Source organism: Clostridium sp. DL-VIII (assembly GCF_000230835.1).
Taxonomy (GTDB): domain Bacteria; phylum Bacillota; class Clostridia; order Clostridiales; family Clostridiaceae; genus Clostridium.
The window spans coordinates 3,314,052-3,339,917 of the sequence record NZ_CM001240.1; the positions used below are offsets into that span (position 1 = coordinate 3,314,052).

The window sequence follows — 25,866 nt, forward strand, 5'->3', positions numbered from 1 at the left end:
TTATAAATAGTATTTATGATATAATAAACATAGATGTTACATTGTACTAGATAGGATGAGTGAAAATGAATTTAAAACAATTAAGTATTAAAGACATTGAGGAAGTATATTATAAATATGCAGAGAAAGATTTTCCTCCTGAAGAATTAAAGCCTTTTGATATGATAGAGAAACTTATAAAGAAGAAAATTTATATATGTTATGGATTGTATGAGAAGGAACAGCTACTAGCTTATGCATTTTTAGTTACTGGAAAGTCATATTTGTTAATTGACTATTATGCAGTCTGCTCTGAGCATAGAGATAAAGGAATAGGAAGCAGATTTTTAAGTATTTTGAAAGATCAATTTAAAAATTATGATGGAATAATTGTGGAAGTAGAAAAGATTGAAGATGCTCCCGATGAAGATGAAAAGATAATTCGAAAAAGAAGAATAGATTTTTATAAACGAAATGAAATGGAAATGACTAAAATATCGATTTGCTTATTCAATGTAAATTATTCGATTATGTGCTTATGTAGCAGCAAAGTGGAAGATTTAGATATTTATAAAGGTTTAGAGAGCATTTACCATGAAATTATTCCGGAAGAATTATATTTGCAGTATGTTAAATTAATATTAAATTAGAAAAATAATGATATTGAAAAATGCGATTTTAGAATTTATAATATTAATAACATATAAGTTTTAAAGAATTACTTTATCACAACGGATAACTTAATAAAAGGCTACGAAGTCTAATTCATATACTTAAAAAGTATATTGATTAGGCTTTTTTTATATATAAAATATAATTTTTGAAAAGCCTGCGGCTTTTCTTCCTAAATTGTTGTAGGGAGGTATATATGGTTAATGAGATTGCAGTATATATAAATAAATTAGACGAAATTGCAGATTTAAATGAAACTGGAATTATTAAAATATTTTCAAAAGATAATAATTGGAGGGTTATAAGGGAGCTCCCATTTAAATTTCATAGTACAAAAGGAAAAGAGGATATAAGATTAGATACTCTTAATATTGCAGAGATACTTGGAAGCTGTAAAATTTTTGTGGCAAAAGAATTTTCTGATTTAGCATATACAATGCTTGAAGGCCTGGGGGTTAGTACTTGGAAAATGAAGGGCAGGTCAAGTGAAGTTCTCGATTATATATTAGAAAAGGAGAAGGAAGAAGCTGAGGAGATTAAAATTATAGATTCAGAAAATTTCAATGATAAAAATCAAACTGTTAAGCCAATGGAGATCGGAAATAATGGATGCTATATTTTAAACGTAAGGGAACTACAAGACCGTAATATCGGTATCACAACAAAGCAAGCTTTAATGCCTTTTTTAAATGAAGGAAATTTCAATGAACTAATATTAACATGTAGTCATATTCCAGGTTGGCTGGAAAGTTATTTAACTAAGCTCAATTTCAATTTTCAGTTTTCAGAAGTAGGAGAAGGGGATTATTTGATAATAGTAAACAAAAAATAATTATTACATAAAGATAAGGAGGTGATGTTTATGGAATACAAAGAAGAAGAAAATTATGCCAAAATGAATATTGAAGTTTTTTCAAGAATGATATCTGAAAATTGGGATATTGATGAAAATATTATAACTAATTATATTTTGGCTAACATTAGCCTTAGTTTAACTAGAAGTAGTGAAATGAAAAGAGAAATTGACAAAATATATATGAGCGATGAACTTAAGTATTATAATGCGGCTAAAAAATCTCCTTGTATAAACTACAGTATTATTATGCAGGGAACACTTGAGCAGGAAATACAGGCGAGAAGAGTATTGGGGATTTTAGTAGAAGCTGAGTTTGATAACAACGTAAGAAGTAAAGTAATTAAATTACTTAGAAAATATTATCCTGTTATATTTAATTCTGTAAAAAAGCAGAATAATGAAAAGTTGAAGAATAAATATATGAAAATGGATATAATCACTAGAAATGTAGAGGCAAGATTTGATGCAGCAATATATTTATATTTTTCTATATATGTTTCTCCTGAAAGTGTAGATCAAGGATTTATAATATCTATCTTGGAGGATATAGAGGATTTTGAATTTGGTAATATAATAAATCAAAATATTGAAGTAGAGTTAGAAAGGTATAAAGCTCAAATACAGGAAATAAAAGTATTATTAAAAAGAGAATATGGAAAAACATTTAATTATAAAGATATTATAAGGCACAATAATGAAGAAATAAGAAACAGTGGAGAGTTTTTAGAAGATTTGTTTTTAAGCAATAAACTCAGTATAAATCATCTTTTTAAAGATTTTGAATTTATTAATATTGATAAGATAATTTTGTCTTATGTCAGAATATCTAAAAACAAAGATCCAGAAATAATAGTACATAATATTATTAACGGGATATTTGTGCAATCCCTTTTAAATGAATATCAGAATGTAAGAAAGCTCTATATAGAGAAAAATGGAGAAGAGTTAAATTTTAAGTTAAAAGAGCTTGAACAAAGATTAAATAGGGTTGAAGTTGAAAATAGCAGCTTAAAAAGTAAACTTGAAGAACTAAATGAAGAAAAAACATCATATGATAAAAATTTAGCCTATGAAATAAATAAATTAGACAATGCACATAAATTAGAAATAAAGGTAATGGAAGAACGACTTAAAAATCTCGAAAATAAACTAAATGAAGAAAAGAATCTTAGAGCTGAGCTGGAATCTTTAAGAGAATATGAGCTTAATTTAAGTGATGATAGTGAAAATTTAGATTTAAATAAAAACTTAGAAGATTATATTGAAAATAAGAAAATAATTATAATTGGAGGGGATAAGGAGTGGAGACGAAGGTTTAGAATTAAATATCCACAAATAAGAACATTAAATGGATTTAATGAGAACTTTGATATAAATGCCTTAAATAATGCTGATTATATATTTTTTTATACTAAATATATGAATCATTCAACTTTTCATAAAGCCATGAATTATATAAAGTTTAATCAATGTAATTTTGGGTATATTGGAAAAACTAATATGGAACTTGTTGAACAGGAGATAATAGATAAAATAAGTAAAAGAACTTAACACATTAAAAAGCTATTTCAAATTTGAAGTGGCTTTTCAATTGTAAATCAGAAACTAAATGTTAAAATAATGTAAAACTTAAATGAAGCTTCAAATTATATTTATTATGATAATCGCATATATAATTATAAAGTCTAAAAAATTAATTAGAAAATAGGGAGGCTTCTATTTATGAAAGGTTTTGCAATGTTAGGTATTAATGAAGTTGGTTGGATTGAAAAGGAAAAACCAATAGCAGGTCCATATGATGCAATAGTACGTCCAATAGCAGTGTCACCATGCACATCCGATATTCACACTGTTTATGAAGGTGCGCTTGGAGAAAGACATAATATGATTTTAGGTCATGAAGCTGTAGGCGAAATTGTTGAGGTTGGGAGTGAAGTTAAGGAGTTTAAAGCTGGAGATAGAGTAATAGTTCCTTGTACAACTCCAGATTGGAGATCTTTAGAAGTCCAGGCGGGATTTCAGCAACATTCAAATGGCATGCTTGCAGGATGGAAATTTTCAAATTTTAAGGATGGAGTGTTTGCAGAGTATTTTCATGTAAACGATGCAGATGTGAACCTTGCGATATTACCTAAAGAAATACCTATAGAAAGTGCTGTTATGATAACAGACATGATGACTACTGGTTTTCATGGTGCAGAACTTGCAGATATACAAATGGGATCTAGTGTTGCAGTAATTGGTATAGGAGCAGTTGGTTTAATGGCTATTGCTGGAGCAAAGCTAAGAGGAGCAGGCAGAATCATAGGTGTAGGAAGCAGAAAAGCCTGCGTTGAGTCAGCAAAATTTTACGGAGCAACAGATATTATAAATTATAAGCACAATCATATTGTACAGCAGATAATGAGAATAACAAATGGCAAAGGGGTCGATCGTGTAATTATAGCTGGTGGAGATACTAAGACATTGTCGCAGGCTGTAGAAATTGTCAAACCAGGAGGAGTAATTTCTAATATTAATTATTATGGAAGAGAAGGTACTTTAGAAATACCACGTGTAGAGTGGGGATGTGGGATGGCTCATAAAACCATAAAAGGAGGACTTTGCCCAGGTGGACGTCTTAGGGCAGAAATGTTAAAGGATATGGTAATGTATAACCGTATAGATTTAAGTAAGCTGGTTACACATGTATTTTATGGTTTTGAGCACATAGAAGAAGCTCTCATGTTAATGAAAGAAAAACCCAAAAATTTAATCAAAGCAGTAGTGGTAATATAGAAAATAGTTTTAGGTAATTAAAAGCAAAGAAAAATATATTTCTTTGCTTTTATTATAAAGTAAATATATATGACAAATGGAATTTTTATTTGTGTGATTGTTCCTTATTAATATGATTTGATTGAAAAGAATTAGCATAAATGTATACATATTTGATTGAAGAATCATAATAGTATAGATATCAGAATATAAATTTTGTTCGTAAATTATAAATTAAATAAGGATGATGAAATTATGATTAAATTAGTATTAATAAGACATGGTGAAAGCCTTTGGAATTTAGAAAATAAATTTACTGGATGGACAGATGTAGATCTATCAGAAAATGGACTTTTTGAAGCTAGAAGGGCAGGAAAAATACTTAAAGAAAATGGATTTACTTTTGATGAAGCGTACACATCTGTTCTTAAGAGGGCCATAAGAACATTGTGGATAGCGCTTTATGAAATGGACTTAATGTGGATACCTGTATATAAGTCATGGCGGCTAAACGAGAGGCATTACGGAGCATTGCAAGGATTGAATAAAGAAGAAACTGCTAAAAAATATGGAGAAGAACAAGTGCATAAATGGAGAAGATTTGTAGATGAAAAACCTCCAGAATTAACAAAGGATGATCTAAGGTATCCAGGAAATGAAATTAAATATAGAGATTTAAAAGAAGAACAAATACCTTTAACAGAAAATTTAACTGATACTGAAAATAGAGTATTGGAAGAATGGAATAAAAATATAGCTCCTGATTTAAAAGCAGGTAAAAAAATTATAATATCTGCTCATGGAAATACTTTAAGAGCTCTAATTAGATATTTAGATAATATTTCAAGCGATGGTATAGCAAGTCTAAACATTCCAACAGGAACTCCAATGGTTTATGAATTAGATGAAGAATTAAAGCCAATTAGTCATTATTATTTATCCTTTGAAGGAAAACTTCCTAAAGACTCAATTCCTAAGCATATAAATAAAGGAGAGTAAAATAGATATAGAGTATCTATATAAATACAAAATACGTAATTTGTATGATTAACTAAAATTTAAATTATTAATATAAGAAAATACTAAAAAGAACGGCAGAAAATGCTGCTATTTTTAGTATTTTAATTCTTAATCATAAGATATAGGGATCATAATATAAATTGCAGTTCCAATACCTAATTTACTGTTTATGCGGAGACCATAGTTTTCTCCATAAGTTAACTTAAGGCGTTTATTTGTATTAAATAAACCAATATGATTTGAGTGCTCTCCGTCGAAAGCTAACTTATCTTTTATTTCTTTTAGATCCATAGTATTAATTCCGATTCCATTATCAATGATAGCAAGAGTCAGTATATGATCTTTAAGTGATATTTTGATTTTTATCTTACCTTTACCGTCCTTATTGTTAATGCCATGATATATACAATTTTCAACTAAAGGCTGTATTAGTAATTTAATTGTAGATATAGCTTGCACATTTTCTTTGTAAGTCCATATCACATCAAATTTATCACAATATCTTACCATTTGAATATCAAGATAAGTTTTAGTGTATTTAATTTCATCTCCAATAGAAACTTTACTTGAAGGTGCTGCTAAAGAATAATCGAGTATATCAGATAAGTTTTCTATCATTTTAATAGGGGCACTATGGCTTCCAGATACTTTTATTACTTCCCAATATATTGTATGCAGAGTATTATATAAAAAATGAGGATTTATTTGAGATTGCAGTGCAAGAAGTTCCATATTCTCTAATTTATATTTTCTTTCGGATAGCTGTACCTTTAGATAATGTTGTTCAATAAAAGTGGTAAGTAAGTTTTCTATAATATAGCTAAATTCATTTTTGGTATTGCTACTTACTACGGGAAGAGTTTGATTATTCTTAGCTGAATCAATTATTGATATAATATTTCTAATTTGCTTATAGTTTCTCTTAGTCAGGTAGAAAGTTAAAATCAACCCAGAAATAAATGAAATTAATAATAATATAATTGTATATTTACCTAATTTTATAGAAACATAATACAATATATCTTCTGGAACTACAGAGATGTAGTTCCAAGAAAATTTATCAGAATGAATAACTGATTTACTTAAGAATTTGTTTTCTGATGAAGAATATATTGTGTTAGTGTTTAAATTTGTAAGCTCTTTAATGTCAAAATTATTTATATTCTCGGAAGCTTGGCTGCTGACAATTTCAGTATTATTATCATCTAATATAAATATTTTTTGTTCTGGTGCAGTAACAGATTTATTTAATAAATCCTGTATATAATCAGCTTTGATATTTAAAACTATTACACCATTATTTAAGGACATCCTCTTATAAATTGTTATAAGCTCTGTTCCTTGTTCCTCAAAATCGTATTGTTTTAAATTTCTTTTTTCTATCCACATTTTTATATTTGAGGGATGGCTTAAATAGCTATTATACCACGAATTATCAAAGAAATTATTTAAGTTCGTTATACCATTATTGGTGGTACAAAATCTACCATTATCATTTTCATAATAAATATGTATAGAATAAATATACGGTTTTGAATTAGCAAATGAATTTAAAAAAAAGGAAGTTGTGTCTATGGCTGCCAAATCTGATGAATACAAAGTTTTCTTTTTTAAAACATTTTTTAGAGTTAGAGGCATATTTCCTGCACTATCAAATTGAATATTAAGTGTATCTATTTCATTGAAAATCAAGTCAATGTTAGTCTTTGCCTGGTTTAAAAGATCGATATTATTTTGGGTTGTTCGATCTTTAATATATCTTTGGGTTATGACTATTGATAGAGAACCGAGTATCAATGTAGGTATTAGTAGTGGAACTAAGAACATTAATAAGTTCTTTATAAAGAAGTTTTTATTCAAAAGAATCATCACCTTTCGGAAGGTTCAGGACCAATAGTATTTTTTTGATTTCTATATTCCTTAGGACTTTTGCCGTAATAGCCTCTAAAGGTTCTGGTAAAATTTTTTGTATTACTGTAACCGACCATCTCACTAACTTCATATGTTTTATATCTTATATCATTTAAAAGCTTGGCAGCACGATTCATTTTAACCTTTATTAAATAATTAGAAAAACGTTCCCCAGTTTTTTGTTTAAAGAATTGACTTAAATAGTTAGGATTCATGTGAACTGCTTCAGCAATATCTTCAAGCTTAGCATTTTTATAGTGTTCATTTACATAATTTTTAATAAATGAAATTATCTTTGAATCATAAGTTGACAAATCTTTGAAATCGTTTGCGTCTATATCGGAAATATAATTATTATTAAATAAGGCTTCGCTGTCTAACGCTTTTTTTAGGGAAGAGAATACTTCAAAAATTTCATTGTACTTTGAAGGCTTTACAATATAATCACTAACTCCATAAAGTAGGGCATTACGGGCATATTCAAAGTCTTTATAAGCACTTAAAAAAATAACTTTAATTTTAAGTTTACGGTTGAAGATTTCTTTTGCAAGCTCAATTCCATCTAAAAACGGCATTTTTATATCACAAAGAATTACATTTACAGGATTATTTAAAATGTACTGTAATGCAAGTTTCCCATTTTCAAGCTGATCAACAATTTCAAAGCCTAAATCACTCCATGGAAAATATCTACATAATAAATTTCTTGATTCATTTTCATCATCTACTACAAGTAATTTGTACATTATAAGTTTCCCCCTATTAATATATCTTTAAAGAGCTATGAGATTTAAAGATTCTAATAATAGCCTTAAATCTGATGCTTTTTAAAATGAATGTAAATTGAATAACATACTTTGGATTATATTATTATAGAATCTATATAAATTTTACCATATAAAAGTAAAATTTCATATATAAAGCAACAATTGCGTTTGGGATTATGAGAAAGTGATTCTAATAATAAAAAAATGATGCTTTTTATAAGAAAAAGATACGTTTTAAATTTAGAAATAAAGAAGTTCTGTTATAAGGATACCATATATAATAATAGATAACTTATGAAATGATTTACATACATGTTAAAATAATAGTAAAGTTGCAGCAGTAAGTGAAATTTTAAGTGCATTTATTACTGTATAAAATTAGGAGGGTTTCTAATGAAAAAGAAGTTTAAATTTATTGGCATTTTATGTGCTCTTGCAATTACTACAACAGTGTTTGTAGGTTGTGGTAATTCTACAAAAGAAGCAGCTACTAAAGATAGTAGCGAAGGAGGACAAGTAACTTTGAGATTTTCTTGGTGGGGCGGTGATGTACGTCATAAGGCAACTTTAGAAGCTATAGATCTATATATGAAAAAAAACCCTAATGTAAAGATTGAAGCTGAATATGGTGGAGTTGATGGATATAATGATAAGTTATCAACTCAGTTAGGCAGTGGTACTGCACCAGATCTTATTCAAGTGGACAATCCCTGGATTTATGATTATGCAAAACAGGGAGAAATGTTTTATGACTTAAATGAGTTTAAAGACATAATTGATATGAGTGGTTTCGATAAGAAGTTTTTAGATGGTTATTGTACAATTGACGGAAAAATACAGGGATTGCCAATGGGACTAAATGCAGAAACCCTAATTTTTAATAAGGATATGCTAAATTCTGCTGGTATTGATTTAACTAAAGATTTGGATTGGGATAAATTAATTGAAGAAGGAAAGAAACTTCATGAGCAAAATAGTAATAACTATTTAATTAATGCTGAGCAAAATAATTTGTTGGATTTTGTTATTATGCCATATGTAATTCAAAAAACTGGTGAGCAGTGGATAAAAGATGATTATACAATGGGGTTTGATAAGGACACACTTACTCAAGCATTTGAACTTGAAAAGAAAATGTTTGATGAAGGGGTTCTGCAGCCAGCAGAGCAAAGCTTTACATTTAATCATAAGCCAGAAGAAAATACTGCATGGGCCAATAAACAATTTGGTGGTGCTTTTACTTGGGCAGCAGGACTTGGAGTAATTGGTAAACCATTAGGAGACAGTGCAGATGTTACATTGGTTCCGGTACCTAAAGATGCAAAAAATTCAGGAGTATTAGTAAGACCTGCAACTTTACTTTGCATTAATAAAAATTCACCTAACGCAAAGGAAGCCGCTAAATTTATGAACTTCTTCTTCAATGATAAGGAAGCAGCTGTAGCGTTAGGAGATGTCAGATCTATACCTCCTGTAGAAGCCTCAAGGCAAGCAGCATTAGATGCAAAAAAAATAGATCCATTAGCAGTGAAAGCTGTTGATCCAGCAGCAAAAAATGCAGGATTAATATACAATGCTCCATCTAGCAATCAGGAATTAAGAAACATCTTAATAACTGAAATTGAAAACGTCGCTTATAAAAAATTTACCCCTGATCAAGCAGCAGATGACTTGATTAAACTTTATGACAGTAAGTTAAAAGAATTGAAGAGTTCAAATTAAAGTTTAATTAATTAAGATCTAGTAAAGTTGTTTGGAAAGCTCCAGCAAGCACTTTTAACTCAATTAATCATTTTATTGTTTATAATGAAGGATTAATATATTATGCTGGAGTTTTTCTTAAATAGATAATTAGCTATCTTAATAGACTAATTTAAAATAAGGTTAGGAGGTTTATACGTGGAACAAAGTACTGTTATAAAAGTAGAAAATAGTCCTATTCATAGAAAAAGTAAGGTACTAAAAAAATATACAGGATTACTATACATAGCCCCATGGCTATTAGGTTTTCTAGGGTTTCAATTATATCCTTTGATTTCATCATTTTATTATTCATTCACTAATTTGGGCTTAAGTGGAAGAGCAAAGTTTGTTGGTTTGACTAATTATATAAATGCTTTAACAATTGATCATGAGTTTTGGAACTCATTAAAGGTAACAGTAATATATGTATTTACATCAGTCCCTGCAAAGTTAGCGTTTGCATTATTAATTGCTATGATTTTAAATTCAAAATTAAAATTTATAAATGCTTTTAGAACTATATATTATATTCCATCTATACTTGGGGGAAGTGTAGCTGTTTCTGTATTATGGAGATTCTTGTTTATGAAGGAAGGCACAGTAAATCAGCTTTTAGCTATATTTTCAATACAACCTCAGGATTGGATAGGAAGTCCTCATTTGGCGTTATTTACCTTGGATATTCTTGCTGTATGGCAGTTTGGTTCTTCAATGGTATTGTTTCTTGCTGGCTTGAAACAGATACCACAGGAACTATATGAGGCTGGAATAATGGATGGCGCAACAAAGATTAGAATGTTTTTTACAATCACTTTACCAATGCTAACTCCAATAGTATTTTTCAATATTATTATGCAGTTAGTAGGAGCTTTTCAGGAATTTACATCTGCTTTTGTAATTACAGGTGGAGGGCCTATGCAATCAACTTATTTATATGGAATGAAGCTATATATAGAAGGATTTAGATATTTTAAAATGGGATATGCATCTTCATTATCTTGGATTTTGTTTATAGTAATCTTGATATTCACAGGTATAATATTTAAAACTTCAAGTAAGTGGGTTTATTATGATGATGGGGGTAAATTTTAATGAAAAATAGATCAAGAAGTAAAATTTTCAGATATATAATTTTAGTAGCAGTAGGAATAATTATGATTTATCCGGTTGTATGGCTTTTCTTTGCTTCCTTTAAAAGCAATGAAGAATTATTTGGGTCAGCAGCGTTAATTCCTAAGAATTTTATATGGGACTCGTATGCTCAAGGCTGGAAAGGGACAGGCCAATATGGATATAGTACCTTTTTTATTAACACTATAAAGCTTGTTATACCAACTGTATTATTTACAGTATTATCTAGTGCTGTGGTGGCTTATGGTTTTGCAAGATTTAAGTTTCCATTCAAAAAGATATTATTTGCGCTTATGTTATCTACACTTATGCTACCAAATGCTGTAGTTATCATTCCTAAATATATGCTGTTTAGAGATCTAGGCTGGATTGATAGTTATAATCCTTTTATTGTGCCTGCAATTTTTGCAGGATATCCATTTTTTATTTTTATGTTGGTTCAGTTTTTTAGAGGACTACCAACAGAACTTGATGAAGCAGCAATAATTGATGGGTGCAATTCCTTTACTATATTTACAAAGATTATATTACCGCTTTCTAAGCCCGCATTAATCTCTGCAGGAATATTCCAATTTATGTGGACTTGGAATGATTTCTTTAATTCATTGGTTTACATTAACAGTGTTAAGAAATTAACTCTGCCTTTAGCACTTAGAATATCCCTTGATTCATCAGCTTCAGCGGTTCCATGGAATCAAATAATGGCTATGGCGCTGGTAAGCATAATACCTTGTATATTAGTATTCTTCTTCGCTCAAAAATATTTCGTAGAAGGAATTGCTACAACAGGTATGAAGAGTTAGAAAGAAATCGTTATAAAATAGCAAAAGTATAGTTGAGGTATGATAGCTATGCTTTTGTTTGTTATGAATATTTAACTTTAAATTTAGAAATATGTAGCGGCTTACTATACGCTATGCATTTTTCAAATGTAGAATTTGGAATAGTACTTTTTGAATTTCGATAAAAATTATTGATTATTAAATATCAAATGTAAATGAGAGGTTAGATAAGATATGAAAGAAGTATTAAACGATACAAGTAAAATGTATGATTGTTGGTTAGATTATAGAAAAAGTCAGAGTATTGATTTATATAAGGAGTATGTGGATTTATTTAAGTATATTTTGGTGAAAAGCAACAATTCAGTGATTTATACAGCGGTAAATGAGTTAAAAACAGCTATAACTAAGTTCTTTGAAAATATGCCAATAATCTGTAGTTCTGCTCCAAAGGCTTCTTATATGTTTCTAGGTACAATAGAAGATTTAAGCAATAGTGATTTATATTCTAATATAAATCGTGAACTTTTACAGGAAGGTTTCTGTATATCACTACAATCTGTGGAAAATAAAGAGGTGCTTTATATAGTAGGAAAGGATGAAAATGGAGCACTTTATGGAGTATTTCATTTTATTAGAGGGCTTTATATAGGAAAGTCTTTACCTGAGATAGAGTCTATTGAAAATCCAAGGAATGCATTAAGAATAATAAATCAATGGGACAATATGAATGGAGAAATTGAAAGAGGATATGCTGGGAAATCTATATTTTTTAAGAATAATAATATAGTAAGTGAATTTAGTAGAATTAAAGATTATGCTCGACTATTAGCATCTATTTGTATTAATGGAATATCTATCAATAATGTAAATGTACATGAATATGAAACTAAACTTATAACAAAAGAATATTTGCCTCAGGTAGCTAAAGTAGCTGAGGTATTTAGAAATTATGGAATCAAACTATACCTAAGTGTAAATTTTGCAGCACCTGTTGAATTAGGTGAACTTGAAACAGCTGATCCTGTAAATACAGAGGTTATGGAATGGTGGAAAGAAAAAGCGAAGGAGATATATGATTATATACCTAATTTTGGAGGCTTTCTTGTAAAAGCAGATTCAGAATTTAGACCAGGTCCTTTTACTTATGGACGTAATCATGCAGAAGGTGCAAATATGTTAGCACAGGCACTAAAGCCCTATAATGGAATTGTTATTTGGAGATGTTTTGTATACAACTGTTTACTTGATTGGAGAGATCGCTCTAAGGATAGGGCAAAGGCTGCTTATGAAAACTTCAAACCACTGGATGGAAAGTTTTTAGATAATGTTGTCTTACAAATAAAATATGGACCTATGGATTTTCAAATAAGAGAAGCAGTATCCCCATTATTTGGAGCTATGGAAGAAACTAATGAATTTATGGAATTTCAAATTACACAAGAGTATACTGGTCAGCAAAAGCATCTATGTTATCTTGTACCTTTATGGAAGGAATGCTTAGATTTTGATACTTATGCAAAAGGTAAGGGATCAGAAGTTAAAAAAGTAGTATCTGGCAGTTTATTTAATAGTAAATACGGTGGAATAGCTGGAGTTTCTAATATAGGTGATAGTTTCTGTTGGACCGGACATCCTTTAGCACAAGCTAATTTATATGGATTTGGAAGGCTCACATGGAATCCTGATTTTAGTGCTTTGGATATAACAAAAGAATGGATTAAGCTGACTTTTGCATGTGATGAAGAATGTGAAGAAATAATAATTTCTATGTTGCTTAAATCTAGAGAGATATATGAAAAGTATACTAGTCCATTAGGTATAGGGTGGATGGTAAACCCTAATCATCATTATGGTCCAAGTGTAGATGGGTATGAATATTCTCTTTGGGGCACTTATCATTATGCTGATTTTAAAGCCTTAGGGGTAGATCGAACAGCTGCCACTGGAACTGCATATACGCTGCAGTATAAGGAACCTGTAGCAAAGATGTATGAATCCTTGGAAAGCTGCCCAGAAGAACTTTTATTATTCTTTCACCATGTTCCTTACACCTATAAGTTGAGTACAGGAAAGACTGTGATTCAGCATATATATGACACTCATTTTGAAGGAGTTGAGGAAGTCAAAGGCTTTAAAAAAAATTGGCTAAGATTAAAAGAGCACATTAATGATGAGATATTTAATGCAGTGTTAGAAAAGCTGGATATACAAATAAAAGATGCAAAGGAATGGAGAGACGTGGTAAATACTTATTTTTACAGAAAGACAGGAATTAAGGATAGTAAAAATAGAAGGATTTATGAATAGTAATATATAGTTTATCAAGAGAAGAGGTGTTTGTATGGATAATCAATATTATAATATTAAGAAAATAATGGATGGAGTATATCATATAAGCGATCCGAACAAGATATGCTGCACCTTAATAGTAGGAAGTAAAAAATCATTATTATTTGATACAGGTTATGGTATTGGAAACTTAAAACAAGTAGTTGAATCAATAACAGATTTATCTATTATTGTGATTAATAGCCATGGTCACCTTGACCACATGGGAGGGAATTATCAATTTAATGAAGTATACATTCATGAAGATGATATAGCCTTAGTAAAGGATATTCTATTATCAGACAAGAGAAATAAAACTATTGATAATTATAAGAAAAATGCAATGCTTCCAAGAGATTTTAAAGAAGAAGATTATGTAAATAGGCTTTATAAGATAGATTATATTCCGGTAGAAGAAGGACAAGTATTTGACTTAGGAAGATATGAGCTTGAAGTAATTTATTGTACAGGGCATACTGCTGGCTGTATTTCACTAATTGACAGAAAGAATAAGTTACTGCTTTCAGGGGATACAATATTACAGCATGTATGGATGTTTCTAAAAGAAAGTAAAAACATAAGTGAATATCTCAATAGCCTTGAAAAGTTAAATAAATTAGAGTTTGATATTAATGTTACTTCTCATTCTGCTGAACTTTATAGCAAAGTATTATTAAATAGGCTGATTCATTGCGTTAATAATATTGATGTTTCTAAAAGTACACCGTATTTTAATGAAGCATACCCTTATGAAGCATTTATGTATTTTGAGGGTGGAGAACCTTTTATTAGTCCTGATTTTGTTTCTATTGTTTTTAGTAAAGATAAGTTGTAGAAATCATAGTCTCCATAATAGAACTCACGGAAATCTAAAGTTAGATTTTCGTGAGTTATTTATTTTGAAATTAATTTATAAGATATTTTAAGCTATAGTTAATTTACGTTATATAAATTATAAGACTTAGGATGTCTTTAATATACTTTTTGTATAAAATATTCAATTATGTAGTATAAATAGAATACATTGATTTTTTTCCACAAACATGGTAATATTACCACAAGAAATGGGTAATGATTATACTAAAAATACAATATATAAATTGGACACTATGATAAGTTTTCTGTATTTGGGTACCTGGATAACTTTGAGTGATTGGTACAACCGACCAGCATAAAAAATATAAATTACTATATTTTTATTTTTTATTGTATAGGAAAGTATAAAAATCGCGCTCGCTGAAAGCGCGGCGTAGACTTGCATTAGAAAAATATATGTGGTAAATTGATGAAATGATTAAGAGTAAATTAAGAAGAATATTAGAGGAAAATTGGAATGAATTTTATAAAAGATATAAAAACAGAATTAGACCTAGTGTTATTGCAGAAGTAAAAAAAGTTATGAAATGCAAGGATATAAGTAATGGTTATATTGAATTAAAATGTAAGGAATGTGGCGAAATAAAGAAAGTTGGGTTCACTTGTAAAAGTAGATTTTGTACATCATGTGGAAAGGTTTATGTTGATAATTGGGTTAATGGAATGCTGGGAAAATTAATAAATGTAAAGCATAGACATATGGTATTTACAATACCAGAGGAACTTAGAAATTACTTCGGAAGAGAAAGAGATAGGCTGAAGTTACTTCCGCAATGTGCAGCTAAAGCTGTTACGAGTTGGATGTATAAGCAAAATAAAAAAGAAGAATTTATACCTGGAATTATAGCAGTTATACATACTTTTGGACGAGATTTAAAGTGGAATCCCCACGTCCACATGATGGTTACAGAAGGTGGAAAGGGTAAGCTAACTACCTGGAGAAATTTTAAATATTTTTCGTATGAAGCATTAAGAAAGAGATGGCAAAAAATATTATTAGATGAAATAATAAAAAGAGAAGGAAATAAAGATAGTTTTAGACGATTAAAGAACAAAATATATAAAAATAATAAAGATGGATTTTATGTTCATGCTAAAAATGAAATAAAATCAGCAAAGATAGCTGCAAAATATATTGGAAGATATGTTGGACGACCTGCGATAGCAGAATCAAGAATAATTGCGTATGATGGTGAAAGTGTAACATTTAAATATAAAAGACATGAAGACAATAAAGAAATAATAGAGAAAGTGCCAGTCTTTGAGTTTATAAAAAAAGTTATAATACATATACCAGACAAGAATTTTAAAATGGTGAGATATTTTGGACTGTATTCGAGGAGATGTAAGGATAAAGATCAATTTATCAAGATGATAGATAAGAAAATAATACAAATTAAGAAATCAATAGAAAAGTGGGAATATCGAATTCTTGCGTCTTTTGGGGTAGATCCATGCAAATGTTCTAAATGTGGTGGTAAGATGAGATTTAATGATATAGTGTATCCACGATACGGCTCGATGCGAGAATATTTTAAAGATAAATTTATAAGTGAAGGGAAAGAAAAATTAGAAAACATCCTGGAAATATATGCAATTGCAAAAGGAGTACTATATGGTAAAATAAAGCCGACAACAACATAGTTGGAGGGATGTTAAGTGAAAGATATAATACCATATAAATGTTTAAATTGTGGAATAACAGAAAATATACCTAGGGAGGTTGTAGAATACTTTGATGAGATGGATCAAAGTAATATAGATGAACCGCCTTGTTTTTCATGCGAAAAATGTGGTGGAGTTATGAGACCTAAAGAATACAATGGGGTATATGGCAAAAGTTATAAACTATAAGAAGAAAACCATAGAGGAACAGCAATCTCTATGGTTTTTAATTTAACTATTAATAATTTCTCCGAAGGAGCGTGTCGCAGACACTTTTGTTCTACTGGCTGTTTTTTTACAAAATAATGAGAGCGTATGGATATTAAAAGTTTCTAAGAAATGATAATTATTAATTAGTAGAAGCAATAGTTGTATGCCTGTATATAAATGTTGTAATAATAAAATTATAGTTAAGATGCCTATCTGCTAAGTAAATATACAGATGCAAAATGCGGAAAAACAATTGCAACATATATATAAGAGTTTATAAAAAATTTTAAATCGCAGAAAATGTAAGAGGGTATTTAGGGTAATAATCTTGGTTTAAATATAAATTATAGTTAAGTATTGATACAGTATGCTAAGTTAAATTGTACAAAAGAAAAATGTATGATTCTGGACTGCATTAGGTTAATACGGATGAGGTGTGATATTTTGAACGTAAATTATTATTTTAGTTTAGTACTTTTTGCGTCAGCAGTAGTTTTAGTTTTTATAGGATATTTCTCATGGAAGAAAAATAAAGTATATATGTCTATGTGTTTGCTTCCCGTATCAATATATGAATTTGGATATGGATTTGAAATATTAAGTACAAGCCTTGAAAAGGTGAAGTTTTGGATAAAAGTTGAGTATCTTGGAATAGCATTTTTACCCGTGGTTTGGCTAATGCTTGCACTTAATTTTAATGGATATGAAGAGCGATTAAAAAAGAGTACTTTAAAGTTATTTTATATTGTACCTGTAATTACATTGATAATGAATTATACAAATGATTTTCATCATTTGTTTTATGAGAGTTTATATATGAATAATGATGGCATTTTTCCAATTGTAGAAATAGTAAAAGGACCTTTTTATTGGCTGAATATTGTTTATACATATTCTTCAATGCTGGCAGGATTAATAATATTTATATTTGCCTATTCTAAAGCAGTATCAATAGTAAGAAAACAAATACTACTATTAATAATGGCTTGGATAATTCCATGGATTTCAGATATTGTTTATACATTGCGATTAATGCCTTTTAATTTAGATTTGTGTCCTGTAGCATTTTCTTTTTCGGGGATAATTTCCAGCTATGCTATATTAAATTTTAAACTATTAAAACTTGCGCCAATAGCATTAGAAAAAGTCTTTTCTAATATGTTAGATGGAGTCATAATACTAGATTCTGAAAATAATATAGTTAACTTTAATGATTCATCTCAAAATATAATTTCAGAATTAAAAAATATAAAAGCTGGTGATAAAAAAATAGATGAGGTATTAAAGGAATATAAGGAAGTATTGAAAGCTTTAAATAGCGATTCTTATAATGAAAGTTTAATAACAATAAAAAATTATGATAAGCTTAGATATTTTAAGATAAATATAAATAATATATATAGAAAAAATGATGAAATCATTGGGAAAATCTTAATTTTTAACGATGTTACTGAAATTAAGCTGCATACAAAGAAGTTGGCTGATAATTTTAAATTTCTTGAAACTCTTATGAATGCTATTCCTCATCCAATATATTCTAAAGATGAACAGGGGGGATATAACCACTTTAATACTGCATTTGTAGAATTTTTGGGAATAACGAAAGAAGAACTTATAGGAAACACTGCTTATGATGTATTTGGAAAGGGTCTAGCAGAAAGATATTATGAATCTGATAGAAATTTAATTGAGAAAAATGGGACTCAAGTTTATGAATCAAAGCTTAAACATCATGATAATACATATCATGATGTGATTTTTAGTAAATCAGTGGTTAAAGATGAGCATGACAAAAATAAAGGATTAGTCGGTGTAATAATGGATATTACAGAAGAAAAGAAGAATAGAGAAAGAATAGATAAGCTATTAAAGTTAAAGGAAGTAATGGTTAAGATAGGATATTCTATTAATGAAATAACTAATATTAATGATTTACTCCAACTAATATTAGATGAAGTTATTAATTGCATTGATGAGCAAAACAGTGGTTCAATATTACTTTTGGATGAAGATAAAAATTTGAAAATAGCTGTAGCAAAAGGTTATGATTCAGAAGAAATTAAGACATTTTCAATTAAACTGGATGAACACCGTTTAAGATTTAATAACGGAGAAAAAATAAATGAAACTGTTATTTTCAATGATATATATAAATCCCAGAATATAAATATGCTAGATACAATGGAAGGAGTAAAAATAAGGTCTTCTATTAGTTCGCCTATTATTATAGAGGGTAAATTGTATGGATTTTTAAATATTGATAGTATATATAATAATGCATTTAATGAAGGAGATATAGAGTTAATGGAATATATGAGAAATCAAGCTTCCATTGCAATTGCCAAACATAAACTTTATGAAGAAACCTTGTATTTATCTAGGTACGATAAATTAACTAATGTTTATAATAGAAGCTATTTTGAGCAATTGGTTAATACAAATATTTATAGTGAGAGTGCAGATAAAAAAGAATTTTGTGCAGCTATTTTTGATTTAAATAGTTTAAAATTCGTTAATGATAATTATGGGCACTTGTGTGGTGATGAGTTGATTAAAACTTTTGCCAAAGGATTAAGTACTTTAAGAGGAACTTCTGACATTATAGGAAGATTTGGAGGGGACGAATTTATAGGGATATTCTTTGATATAGATCAAGGAGATTTGGTGAATAGATTTGAGGAACTTGCTAAGAGTTTTAAAAGCAATCCAATAAGCCTTGGTGAGAGGACTATTGTTTGCAGTTATAGTTATGGAATAGTCAACGGTCAGAGGGACGGAATGAAATTTAATGAACTATTAAAAATAGCTGATGCGCGAATGTATGAATATAAGCGTGTGGTGAAAAGTGAAAAAATATAATGTGTTATAATAAATAGGTATATAAAAAATAGAAATTATTTAAGTAAGATTTGATTTCAAGACTAGTATTGAAATCAAATCTTTTTAATCATGCAAAAAAATATATAAAATGTATCGAAGACATATATTGACAATTAAGGATTACAGTTGTATTCTAATTATAGATTACAATTGTAATACAAAAAAAGAGGAGTGAAAGTTATGGGAGAAATACCTAAGATATCTGAGGCAGAATGGGAAGTTATGAAAATTGTCTGGACAGATTCACCACGCACATCAAATCAAATTATTGAGGCATTAGAAGATACAAAAGATTGGAAGCCTAAAACAATAAAGACATTAATAAGCAGATTGGTTAGCAAGAATGCACTTGGATTTAAAGAAGAAGGCAGAAAATACTTATATTATCCAATTGTAAATGAAAATGAATGTATACGTGCAGAGAATCAAACATTTTTAAGTAAAGTCTATAATGGAGCTATTAAAAATATGCTAGTAAGTTTTATAAAAGAAAGTGATTTAAGCAAAGAAGATATAGATGATCTTAAAAGGATATTAGACGAGAGGAATAAGTAGTGTATGTACGAGTATTTTAATTATCTTGATCAGCTATTTAAAATAATATTTCAAACATCTATCACTGGCAGCATATTGATTTGTTTAATTTTAATTTTTAGAAGATTTTACAAAGAGAGAATAGGTATAAAGTTTCAGTATGCATTATGGTTTTTAGTAATACTGCGTTTAACCATATTTAAGCTTCCTGAGAGCACTTTAAGCATGTTTAATCTTATAAATAAATTAGGAAAAAATATATTGTTATTAATTCTTAATAAAGAAGTACATTTTGGAAGTATGTTAGAAAAGGGTAGCAGCCAAGCTAGTTCTATGTCTAATCATGATGTTATCCTAGGAACTATAAATTCCATTGATTTTAGCAATAACGAAATTAATAGGTATAGTTTATCAAGTTTAACTACATTGAGTCTTGTATGGCTTATGGGAGCAGTGTTTATATTCACATATATTCTATTTGCATATAAAAAACTGAGAAATAAGATAAGCAGCGAGTCCATACAAAATAACATCGAATTTTTAGATGTTTTAAAATACTGCCAAAATAAAATGAAGATTAAAAGAGATATACTGCTAGTTGAGACTTCTAGCGTAAAAACGCCAGCGCTACTGGGTTACTTTAATCCAATAATTCTAATTCCCAAGGATATTCATAAGATAATATCTGTTGATAAATTAAGATATGTATTTCTTCATGAATTATCTCACTTTAAACGTAAAGATATAGTTATAAACTGGATAATAATTTTTTTAAAGACTATTTATTGGTTTAATCCAATTATTCATTATGGTCTTAGAAAGATGAAAGAGGATATGGAAATATGCTGTGATTCACTTGCACTTTCTTATACAGAAGATGAAGAAGTTGCGGAATATGGATTTACAATCATAAATTTGATAGAACATTTTTCAAAGTCAGTTCATTTAGTTGGGGCAACTTCCATAGTAAATAATAAATCTGAAGTAAAAAGGAGAATTGTTATGATAAAAGTTTTTAATAAAAAGGCCTATAGATTTTCTGCAATGGCAGTTGCATCTTTGCTTGTAATTAGCGGCATTGCACTAACTGATGCAAAGGCATCTGCAAATATAAATGGAGCTAGTAATGCAGTAAATGTAGATAAAATTGATTATGCTTTTGTTAATGATCCTAATATAATAGGTGAGTGGCAAGGTGTAGATTTTGTTGAAAACATAGAAGATTTTAATGTAAATGATAAGAAATTCAAAGGTGATCTATATGTTAAAGAATTAAATTTTACAGAAGATGGGAAGGTAGCAAGAACTGTATTTACATGGACTAAGGATCACATTCTTAATGATGCTGATAAAACTGACAGTAGTTATGTAATCAAAGATATTGATGGCTCAACTTATATGTTCTTTCAATGGAAGAGCGGGGATTATACAATTAGAGGAGAGAAACCTTGTTACTACGTATTGAAAAAAGTTAGTTCTACCCCATCACTTAATACTAATATATCTGGTAATGAAGTTGAAACGAGAGCTGATAAAGTTGACTATCCTTTTATTAATGATCCTGAAGTAATTGGAAAATGGGATAGTGTTGATTTTGTGGAGGATATAAATAACTTTAATCCAGAGAGAAAGTCATGGAATGGAGATTTATATTTAAATAATTTAATCTTTGATGAAAATGGTAAAATAGAGAATAAAAATATAACTTGGACAAAAGACCTAGTCTTAAATACTAGCGATAAAACTGCTTCTAAATATATAATAAAAGAAATAAACGGTTCAAAGTATATGTTCTTTGAATGGAAAAATGGTGATTATATAGAAAGAGGAGCAACTCCTTGGTACTATGTTTTGAAGCAAGCTAAATAATAAAACAGAATAACTTTAAAAAAATAGTCGTTCATATAGAATGGCTATTTTTTTATGTAAAAATTTCTTACTATTTCTAAAGGAAAAATATAGTATCATATTATTAGAATTTATGGAAAAGTTACAGGAACAGAATAGTCATGGAGTATGATGGAAAAGATTTATTGTTTTTTAAAATTTTACGGGAACATTTTTGTTTTCTGCCCCATCTAATTATTGTAATACTTAGCTAGGTAGTATAAATTAAGGAGGAAAAAGATGGAGTTGATATCATTTTTTGATTATAGGAAAAAGTCAACAGTATCTAAAGCGAAGAAAGGCGACAAAGAAGCTTTTTTAGCTCTTATAGATGAAAATAGATTGAATATTTACAGAGTAGCCAGAGGGATTTTAAAGGATACAGTGGATATTGAAGATGCGATTCAAAACACAATAATAAAATCATTTCAAAAGATAAATTCTCTGAAACAAGATGAGTACTTTAGAACTTGGTTGATTAAAATTTTAATTAATGAATGTACACAAATATTAAGAAAAGGTAAGAGAGTTACTTATTTATCTGAAAATAGCGATACAGAGATCTATAATGATAGTTATGAAAATATTGATTTGACAAAGGCTATAAATTCATTAAGCGAAGAGTTAAGAGTGACAACAGTACTATTTTATTGTATAGGAAAGTATAAAAATCGCGCTTGCTGAAAGCGCGGTGTAGACTTGCATTAGGAAAATATATGTGGTAAATTGATGAAATGATTAAGAGTAAATTAAGAAGAATATTAGAGGAAAATTGGAATGAATTTTATAAAAGATATAAAAACAGAATTAGACCTAGTGTTATTGCAGAAGTAAAAAAAGTTATGAAATGCAAGGATATAAGTAATGGTTATATTGAATTAAAATGTAAGGAATGTGGCGAAATAAAGAAAGTTGGGTTCACTTGTAAAAGTAGATTTTGTACATCATGTGGAAAGGTTTATGTTGATAATTGGGTTAATGGAATGCTGGGAAAATTAATAAATGTAAAGCATAGACATATGGTATTTACAATACCAGAGGAACTTAGAAATTACTTCGGAAGAGAAAGAGATAGGCTGAAGTTACTTCCGCAATGTGCAGCTAAAGCTGTTACGAGTTGGATGTATAAGCAAAATAAAAAAGAAGAATTTATACCTGGAATTATAGCAGTTATACATACTTTTGGACGAGATTTAAAGTGGAATCCCCACGTCCACATGATGGTTACAGAAGGTGGAAAGGGCAAGCTAACTACCTGGAGAAATTTTAAATATTTTTCGTATGAAGCATTAAGAAAGAGATGGCAAAAAATATTATTAGATGAAATAATAAAAAGAGAAGGAAATAAAGATAGTTTTAAACGATTAAAGAACAAAATATATAAAAATAATAAAGATGGATTTTATGTTCATGCTAAAAATGAAATAAAATCAGCAAAGATAGCTGCAAAATATATTGGAAGATATGTTGGACGACCTGCGATAGCAGAATCAAGAATAATTGCGTATGATGGTGAAAGTGTAACATTTAAATATAAAAGACATGAAGACAATAAAGAAATAATAGAGAAAGTGTCAGTCTTTGAGTTTATAAAAAAAGTTATAATACATATACCAGACAAGAATTTTAAAATGGTGAGATATTTTGGACTGTATTCGAGGAGATGTAAGGATAAAGATCAATTTATCAAGATGATAGATAAGAAAATAATACAAATTAAGAAATCAATAGAAAAGTGGGAATATCGAATTCTTGCGTCTTTTGGGGTAGATCCATGCAAATGTTCTAAATGTGGTGGTAAGATGAGATTTAATGATATAGTGTATCCACGATACGGCTCGATGCGAGAATATTTTAAAGATAAATTTATAAGTGAAGGGAAAGAAAAATTAGAAAACATCCTGGAAATATATGCAATTGCAAAAGGAGTACTATATGGTAAAATAAAGCCGACAACAACATAGTTGGAGGGATGTTAAGTGAAAGATATAATACCATATAAATGTTTAAATTGTGGAATAACAGAAAATATACCTAGGGAGGTTGTAGAATACTTTGATGAGATGGATCAAAGTAATATAGATGAACCGCCTTGTTTTTCATGCGAAAAATGTGGCGGAGTTATGAGACCTAAAGAATACAATGGGGTATATGGCAAAAGTTATAAACTATAAGAAGAAAACCATAGAGGAACAGCAATCTCTATGGTTTTTAATTTAACTAATAATAATTTCTCCGAAGGAGCGTGTCGCAGACACTTTTGTTCTTTTGAGGATATGAGTACTAAAGATATTGCGAAATTGCTGAAAATTTCAGATGGAACAGTTAGATCTAGACTCACAAGGGCAAGAACAAAACTTAGAGAAATAATTGGTGAGGTGGAGATATGATAGAATTAAATGATGATTTATTTGATGAGAAAATAAGAAAAAAGCTAAAGGATGAAATTAACTGTGTACCAAATGATATTAACCAAAAGATTGATAGTACACTTAGCAAAATAAATAAGAAAAGATTTACTATAAAGAAAGCTTGCTGCATATTGGTAGGCTGTATAGGGGTAACACTATTACTTGGAATGGCCATGCCAACATATGCAAGCAATATTCCTATTATAGGGAATATATTTAAAATGTTTAGCAACAAAACTTATGAAAATTATGATCAATATGCTTCAGATTTAAACATAACTAAGGAAAGTAGCGGCTTAAAGATGACCATTAATAAAGTGGTTTACGATGAAGTTCAATTATCAATATTTTATACTATTGAAAGTGAAAATGAAATACAAGATACTCCAAGGTTTCCAGGAGCAAAATTAAGAATAAATGGCAAAGAAACTACTTTTAGTGCAGGTGGAACAGGAAAGTTTATGAATGATAATAAAACCTTTGTGGGTTCTATAGAGTACAATGTGTTAAAACATAATTCAATGTCTAAGGAGTTTCAAAATGAACATTTCTTGGGTGGATATGTAGAGATACCAGATAAATTTGTATTAAATTTAGATATAGATGAAATAGGACTAGAGAATCCTATTAAAGGAACTTGGAACTTTAATATTCCTGTAAGTAGTGAGAAGGTTAATGGGAAAGTGAATAAGAAGGAATGTAATATAGATTTAAGCAATATAGTTAGTGGATATCATATAAACAAAATTATTACAACACCACTAAATACAGTGATACAAGGAACACGTATGGATGATGAAGAAAATGCTGATAGATTATCTTTTGCTGTATTTGATAATAAAGGAAGATATATTAAAAACAAGTCAGAAGAAGCAGTAGGTGATAAAGATAAAGATGGAAATTATATAATGTATTTCAGTAATGGTTTTAAAGAAATTTATGATGATACTGATTACCTAACATTTATACCATGGAAATATAAAAATAATGATAGCCATGAAACTGAAAATAATATTACTGAAAAACTAAATTTAAAAGGAGAAACAAAGTTATATTCCAGTGAGGGAAAAGAATATATGACTATTACTAAAGTGAATACTGAAGATGGAAAAACAAAGATTTATTATAAATCAAGATATGGAGTCAATGCAGCACCAATTGAAATAGTAGATAATAAAACTGGTGAAAATATAATCTCATTTAATGAGGATTATAATTTTGAAGAACAAAAAGAAGCTACTACTTATAATGCAGATACTGATGAGTATGCAATTACTTGTGATAAGGAAATTAAAGATGGGGACTATTCTGTTAAAACCATAGATAAATCAAAATCTATCGAAGTTTATGGTGATGAAAAATTCACAATAAAAATTAAATAGTAGATTATATATTTTTTACAAAAATAATTCTTCATAATAATTCAAAATATTGCAAGAATTTTAGCCGTAATT

General features: G+C 28.9%; 21 protein-coding genes, 1 pseudogene and 1 riboswitch. Of the genes and pseudogenes, 20 read left to right on the top strand and 2 right to left on the bottom strand.

Features of this window, described 5'->3' with window-relative positions; all coding sequences use genetic code 11:
- Positions 1-65: 65 nt before the first annotated feature.
- From CDLVIII_RS15250 to gpmA, 5 genes are all read left to right on the top strand, one after another.
- Positions 66-629, top strand: coding sequence for a GNAT family N-acetyltransferase (locus tag CDLVIII_RS15250; protein ID WP_009170349.1), 564 nt, complete (start codon positions 66-68; stop codon positions 627-629).
- A 218-nt stretch (positions 630-847) separates the two neighbouring features.
- Positions 848-1,483 carry a Fe-only nitrogenase accessory AnfO family protein gene (locus CDLVIII_RS15255; RefSeq protein ID WP_009170350.1) on the top strand — a complete coding sequence of 212 codons (636 nt, stop codon included), beginning with the start codon at positions 848-850 and terminating at the stop codon, positions 1,481-1,483.
- Between the two features lie 30 nt (positions 1,484-1,513).
- Positions 1,514-3,058 carry a hypothetical protein gene (locus CDLVIII_RS15260; protein WP_009170351.1) on the top strand — a complete coding sequence of 515 codons (1,545 nt, stop codon included), beginning with the start codon at positions 1,514-1,516 and terminating at the stop codon, positions 3,056-3,058.
- Between the two features lie 171 nt (positions 3,059-3,229).
- Positions 3,230-4,285, top strand: coding sequence for an NAD(P)-dependent alcohol dehydrogenase (locus CDLVIII_RS15265; protein WP_009170352.1), 1,056 nt, complete (start codon positions 3,230-3,232; stop codon positions 4,283-4,285).
- A 234-nt stretch (positions 4,286-4,519) separates the two neighbouring features.
- Positions 4,520-5,263 carry a 2,3-diphosphoglycerate-dependent phosphoglycerate mutase gene (gpmA, locus tag CDLVIII_RS15270; RefSeq protein WP_009170353.1) on the top strand — a complete coding sequence of 248 codons (744 nt, stop codon included), beginning with the start codon at positions 4,520-4,522 and terminating at the stop codon, positions 5,261-5,263.
- 129 nt (positions 5,264-5,392) lie between these two features.
- On the opposite strand, the gene CDLVIII_RS15275 is transcribed toward gpmA, so the two are convergent.
- The gene (locus CDLVIII_RS15275; RefSeq protein ID WP_035301809.1) at positions 5,393-7,144 is read right to left on the bottom strand and encodes a sensor histidine kinase; all 1,752 of its coding nucleotides are present in this window, start codon (positions 7,142-7,144) and stop codon (positions 5,393-5,395) included.
- Positions 7,145-7,152: 8 nt separating this feature from the next.
- Positions 7,153-7,941: a response regulator gene (locus tag CDLVIII_RS15280; protein WP_009170355.1), complete on the bottom strand. Its 789-nt coding sequence runs from the start codon at positions 7,939-7,941 to the stop codon at positions 7,153-7,155.
- Between the two features lie 414 nt (positions 7,942-8,355).
- Here CDLVIII_RS15280 and CDLVIII_RS15285 point away from each other — a divergent pair, with 414 nt between their 5' ends.
- The 15 genes and pseudogenes from CDLVIII_RS15285 (at position 8,356) to CDLVIII_RS15355 (ending at position 25,794) form a co-directional block, all read left to right on the top strand.
- The gene (locus CDLVIII_RS15285) at positions 8,356-9,684 is read left to right on the top strand and encodes an extracellular solute-binding protein (RefSeq protein ID WP_009170356.1); all 1,329 of its coding nucleotides are present in this window, start codon (positions 8,356-8,358) and stop codon (positions 9,682-9,684) included.
- Between the two features lie 177 nt (positions 9,685-9,861).
- Entirely contained in the window at positions 9,862-10,797 is a 936-nt protein-coding gene (locus CDLVIII_RS15290; protein ID WP_009170357.1) for a sugar ABC transporter permease, read from the top strand.
- Positions 10,797-11,639, top strand: a complete 843-nt coding sequence (locus CDLVIII_RS15295) for a carbohydrate ABC transporter permease (protein WP_009170358.1) — start codon at positions 10,797-10,799, stop codon at positions 11,637-11,639. Before CDLVIII_RS15290 ends, CDLVIII_RS15295 begins: the two co-directional genes overlap by 1 nt.
- A 213-nt stretch (positions 11,640-11,852) precedes the next feature.
- The gene (locus CDLVIII_RS15300) at positions 11,853-13,928 is read left to right on the top strand and encodes an alpha-glucuronidase family glycosyl hydrolase (RefSeq protein ID WP_009170359.1); all 2,076 of its coding nucleotides are present in this window, start codon (positions 11,853-11,855) and stop codon (positions 13,926-13,928) included.
- A gap of 34 nt (positions 13,929-13,962) precedes the next feature.
- Positions 13,963-14,784 (top strand): MBL fold metallo-hydrolase, encoded by an 822-nt coding sequence (locus tag CDLVIII_RS15305; RefSeq protein ID WP_009170360.1) that lies wholly within the window; start codon positions 13,963-13,965, stop codon positions 14,782-14,784.
- Between the two features lie 258 nt (positions 14,785-15,042).
- Positions 15,043-15,126, top strand: a riboswitch (cyclic di-GMP riboswitch).
- 113 nt (positions 15,127-15,239) lie between these two features.
- On the top strand, positions 15,240-16,469 hold the full coding sequence (locus CDLVIII_RS15310) for an IS91 family transposase (protein ID WP_009168856.1): 1,230 nt from the start codon (positions 15,240-15,242) through the stop codon (positions 16,467-16,469).
- Between the two features lie 15 nt (positions 16,470-16,484).
- Positions 16,485-16,679, top strand: coding sequence for a hypothetical protein (locus CDLVIII_RS15315; protein WP_009168857.1), 195 nt, complete (start codon positions 16,485-16,487; stop codon positions 16,677-16,679).
- Between the two features lie 465 nt (positions 16,680-17,144).
- The gene (locus CDLVIII_RS15320; RefSeq protein ID WP_242835743.1) at positions 17,145-19,559 is read left to right on the top strand and encodes a histidine kinase N-terminal 7TM domain-containing protein; all 2,415 of its coding nucleotides are present in this window, start codon (positions 17,145-17,147) and stop codon (positions 19,557-19,559) included.
- A gap of 201 nt (positions 19,560-19,760) precedes the next feature.
- The gene (locus CDLVIII_RS15325; protein ID WP_009170362.1) at positions 19,761-20,135 is read left to right on the top strand and encodes a CopY/TcrY family copper transport repressor; all 375 of its coding nucleotides are present in this window, start codon (positions 19,761-19,763) and stop codon (positions 20,133-20,135) included.
- A 3-nt stretch (positions 20,136-20,138) separates the two neighbouring features.
- Entirely contained in the window at positions 20,139-21,983 is a 1,845-nt protein-coding gene (locus tag CDLVIII_RS15330; RefSeq protein ID WP_009170363.1) for a M56 family metallopeptidase, read from the top strand.
- A 258-nt stretch (positions 21,984-22,241) separates the two neighbouring features.
- Positions 22,242-22,685, top strand: coding sequence for a sigma-70 family RNA polymerase sigma factor (locus CDLVIII_RS15335; protein WP_242835744.1), 444 nt, complete (start codon positions 22,242-22,244; stop codon positions 22,683-22,685).
- Positions 22,686-22,735: 50 nt separating this feature from the next.
- Positions 22,736-23,965, top strand: coding sequence for an IS91 family transposase (locus tag CDLVIII_RS15340; protein ID WP_009170364.1), 1,230 nt, complete (start codon positions 22,736-22,738; stop codon positions 23,963-23,965).
- A 15-nt stretch (positions 23,966-23,980) separates the two neighbouring features.
- Positions 23,981-24,175, top strand: coding sequence for a hypothetical protein (locus CDLVIII_RS15345; RefSeq protein WP_009168857.1), 195 nt, complete (start codon positions 23,981-23,983; stop codon positions 24,173-24,175).
- 93 nt (positions 24,176-24,268) lie between these two features.
- A pseudogene (locus tag CDLVIII_RS15350) lies at positions 24,269-24,391 on the top strand (sigma factor-like helix-turn-helix DNA-binding protein); the annotation flags it as partial.
- Positions 24,388-25,794 (top strand): DUF4179 domain-containing protein, encoded by a 1,407-nt coding sequence (locus tag CDLVIII_RS15355; RefSeq protein WP_009170365.1) that lies wholly within the window; start codon positions 24,388-24,390, stop codon positions 25,792-25,794. The pseudogene CDLVIII_RS15350 and the gene CDLVIII_RS15355, both read left to right, overlap by 4 nt.
- The last annotated feature ends 72 nt before the right edge of the window (positions 25,795-25,866 follow it).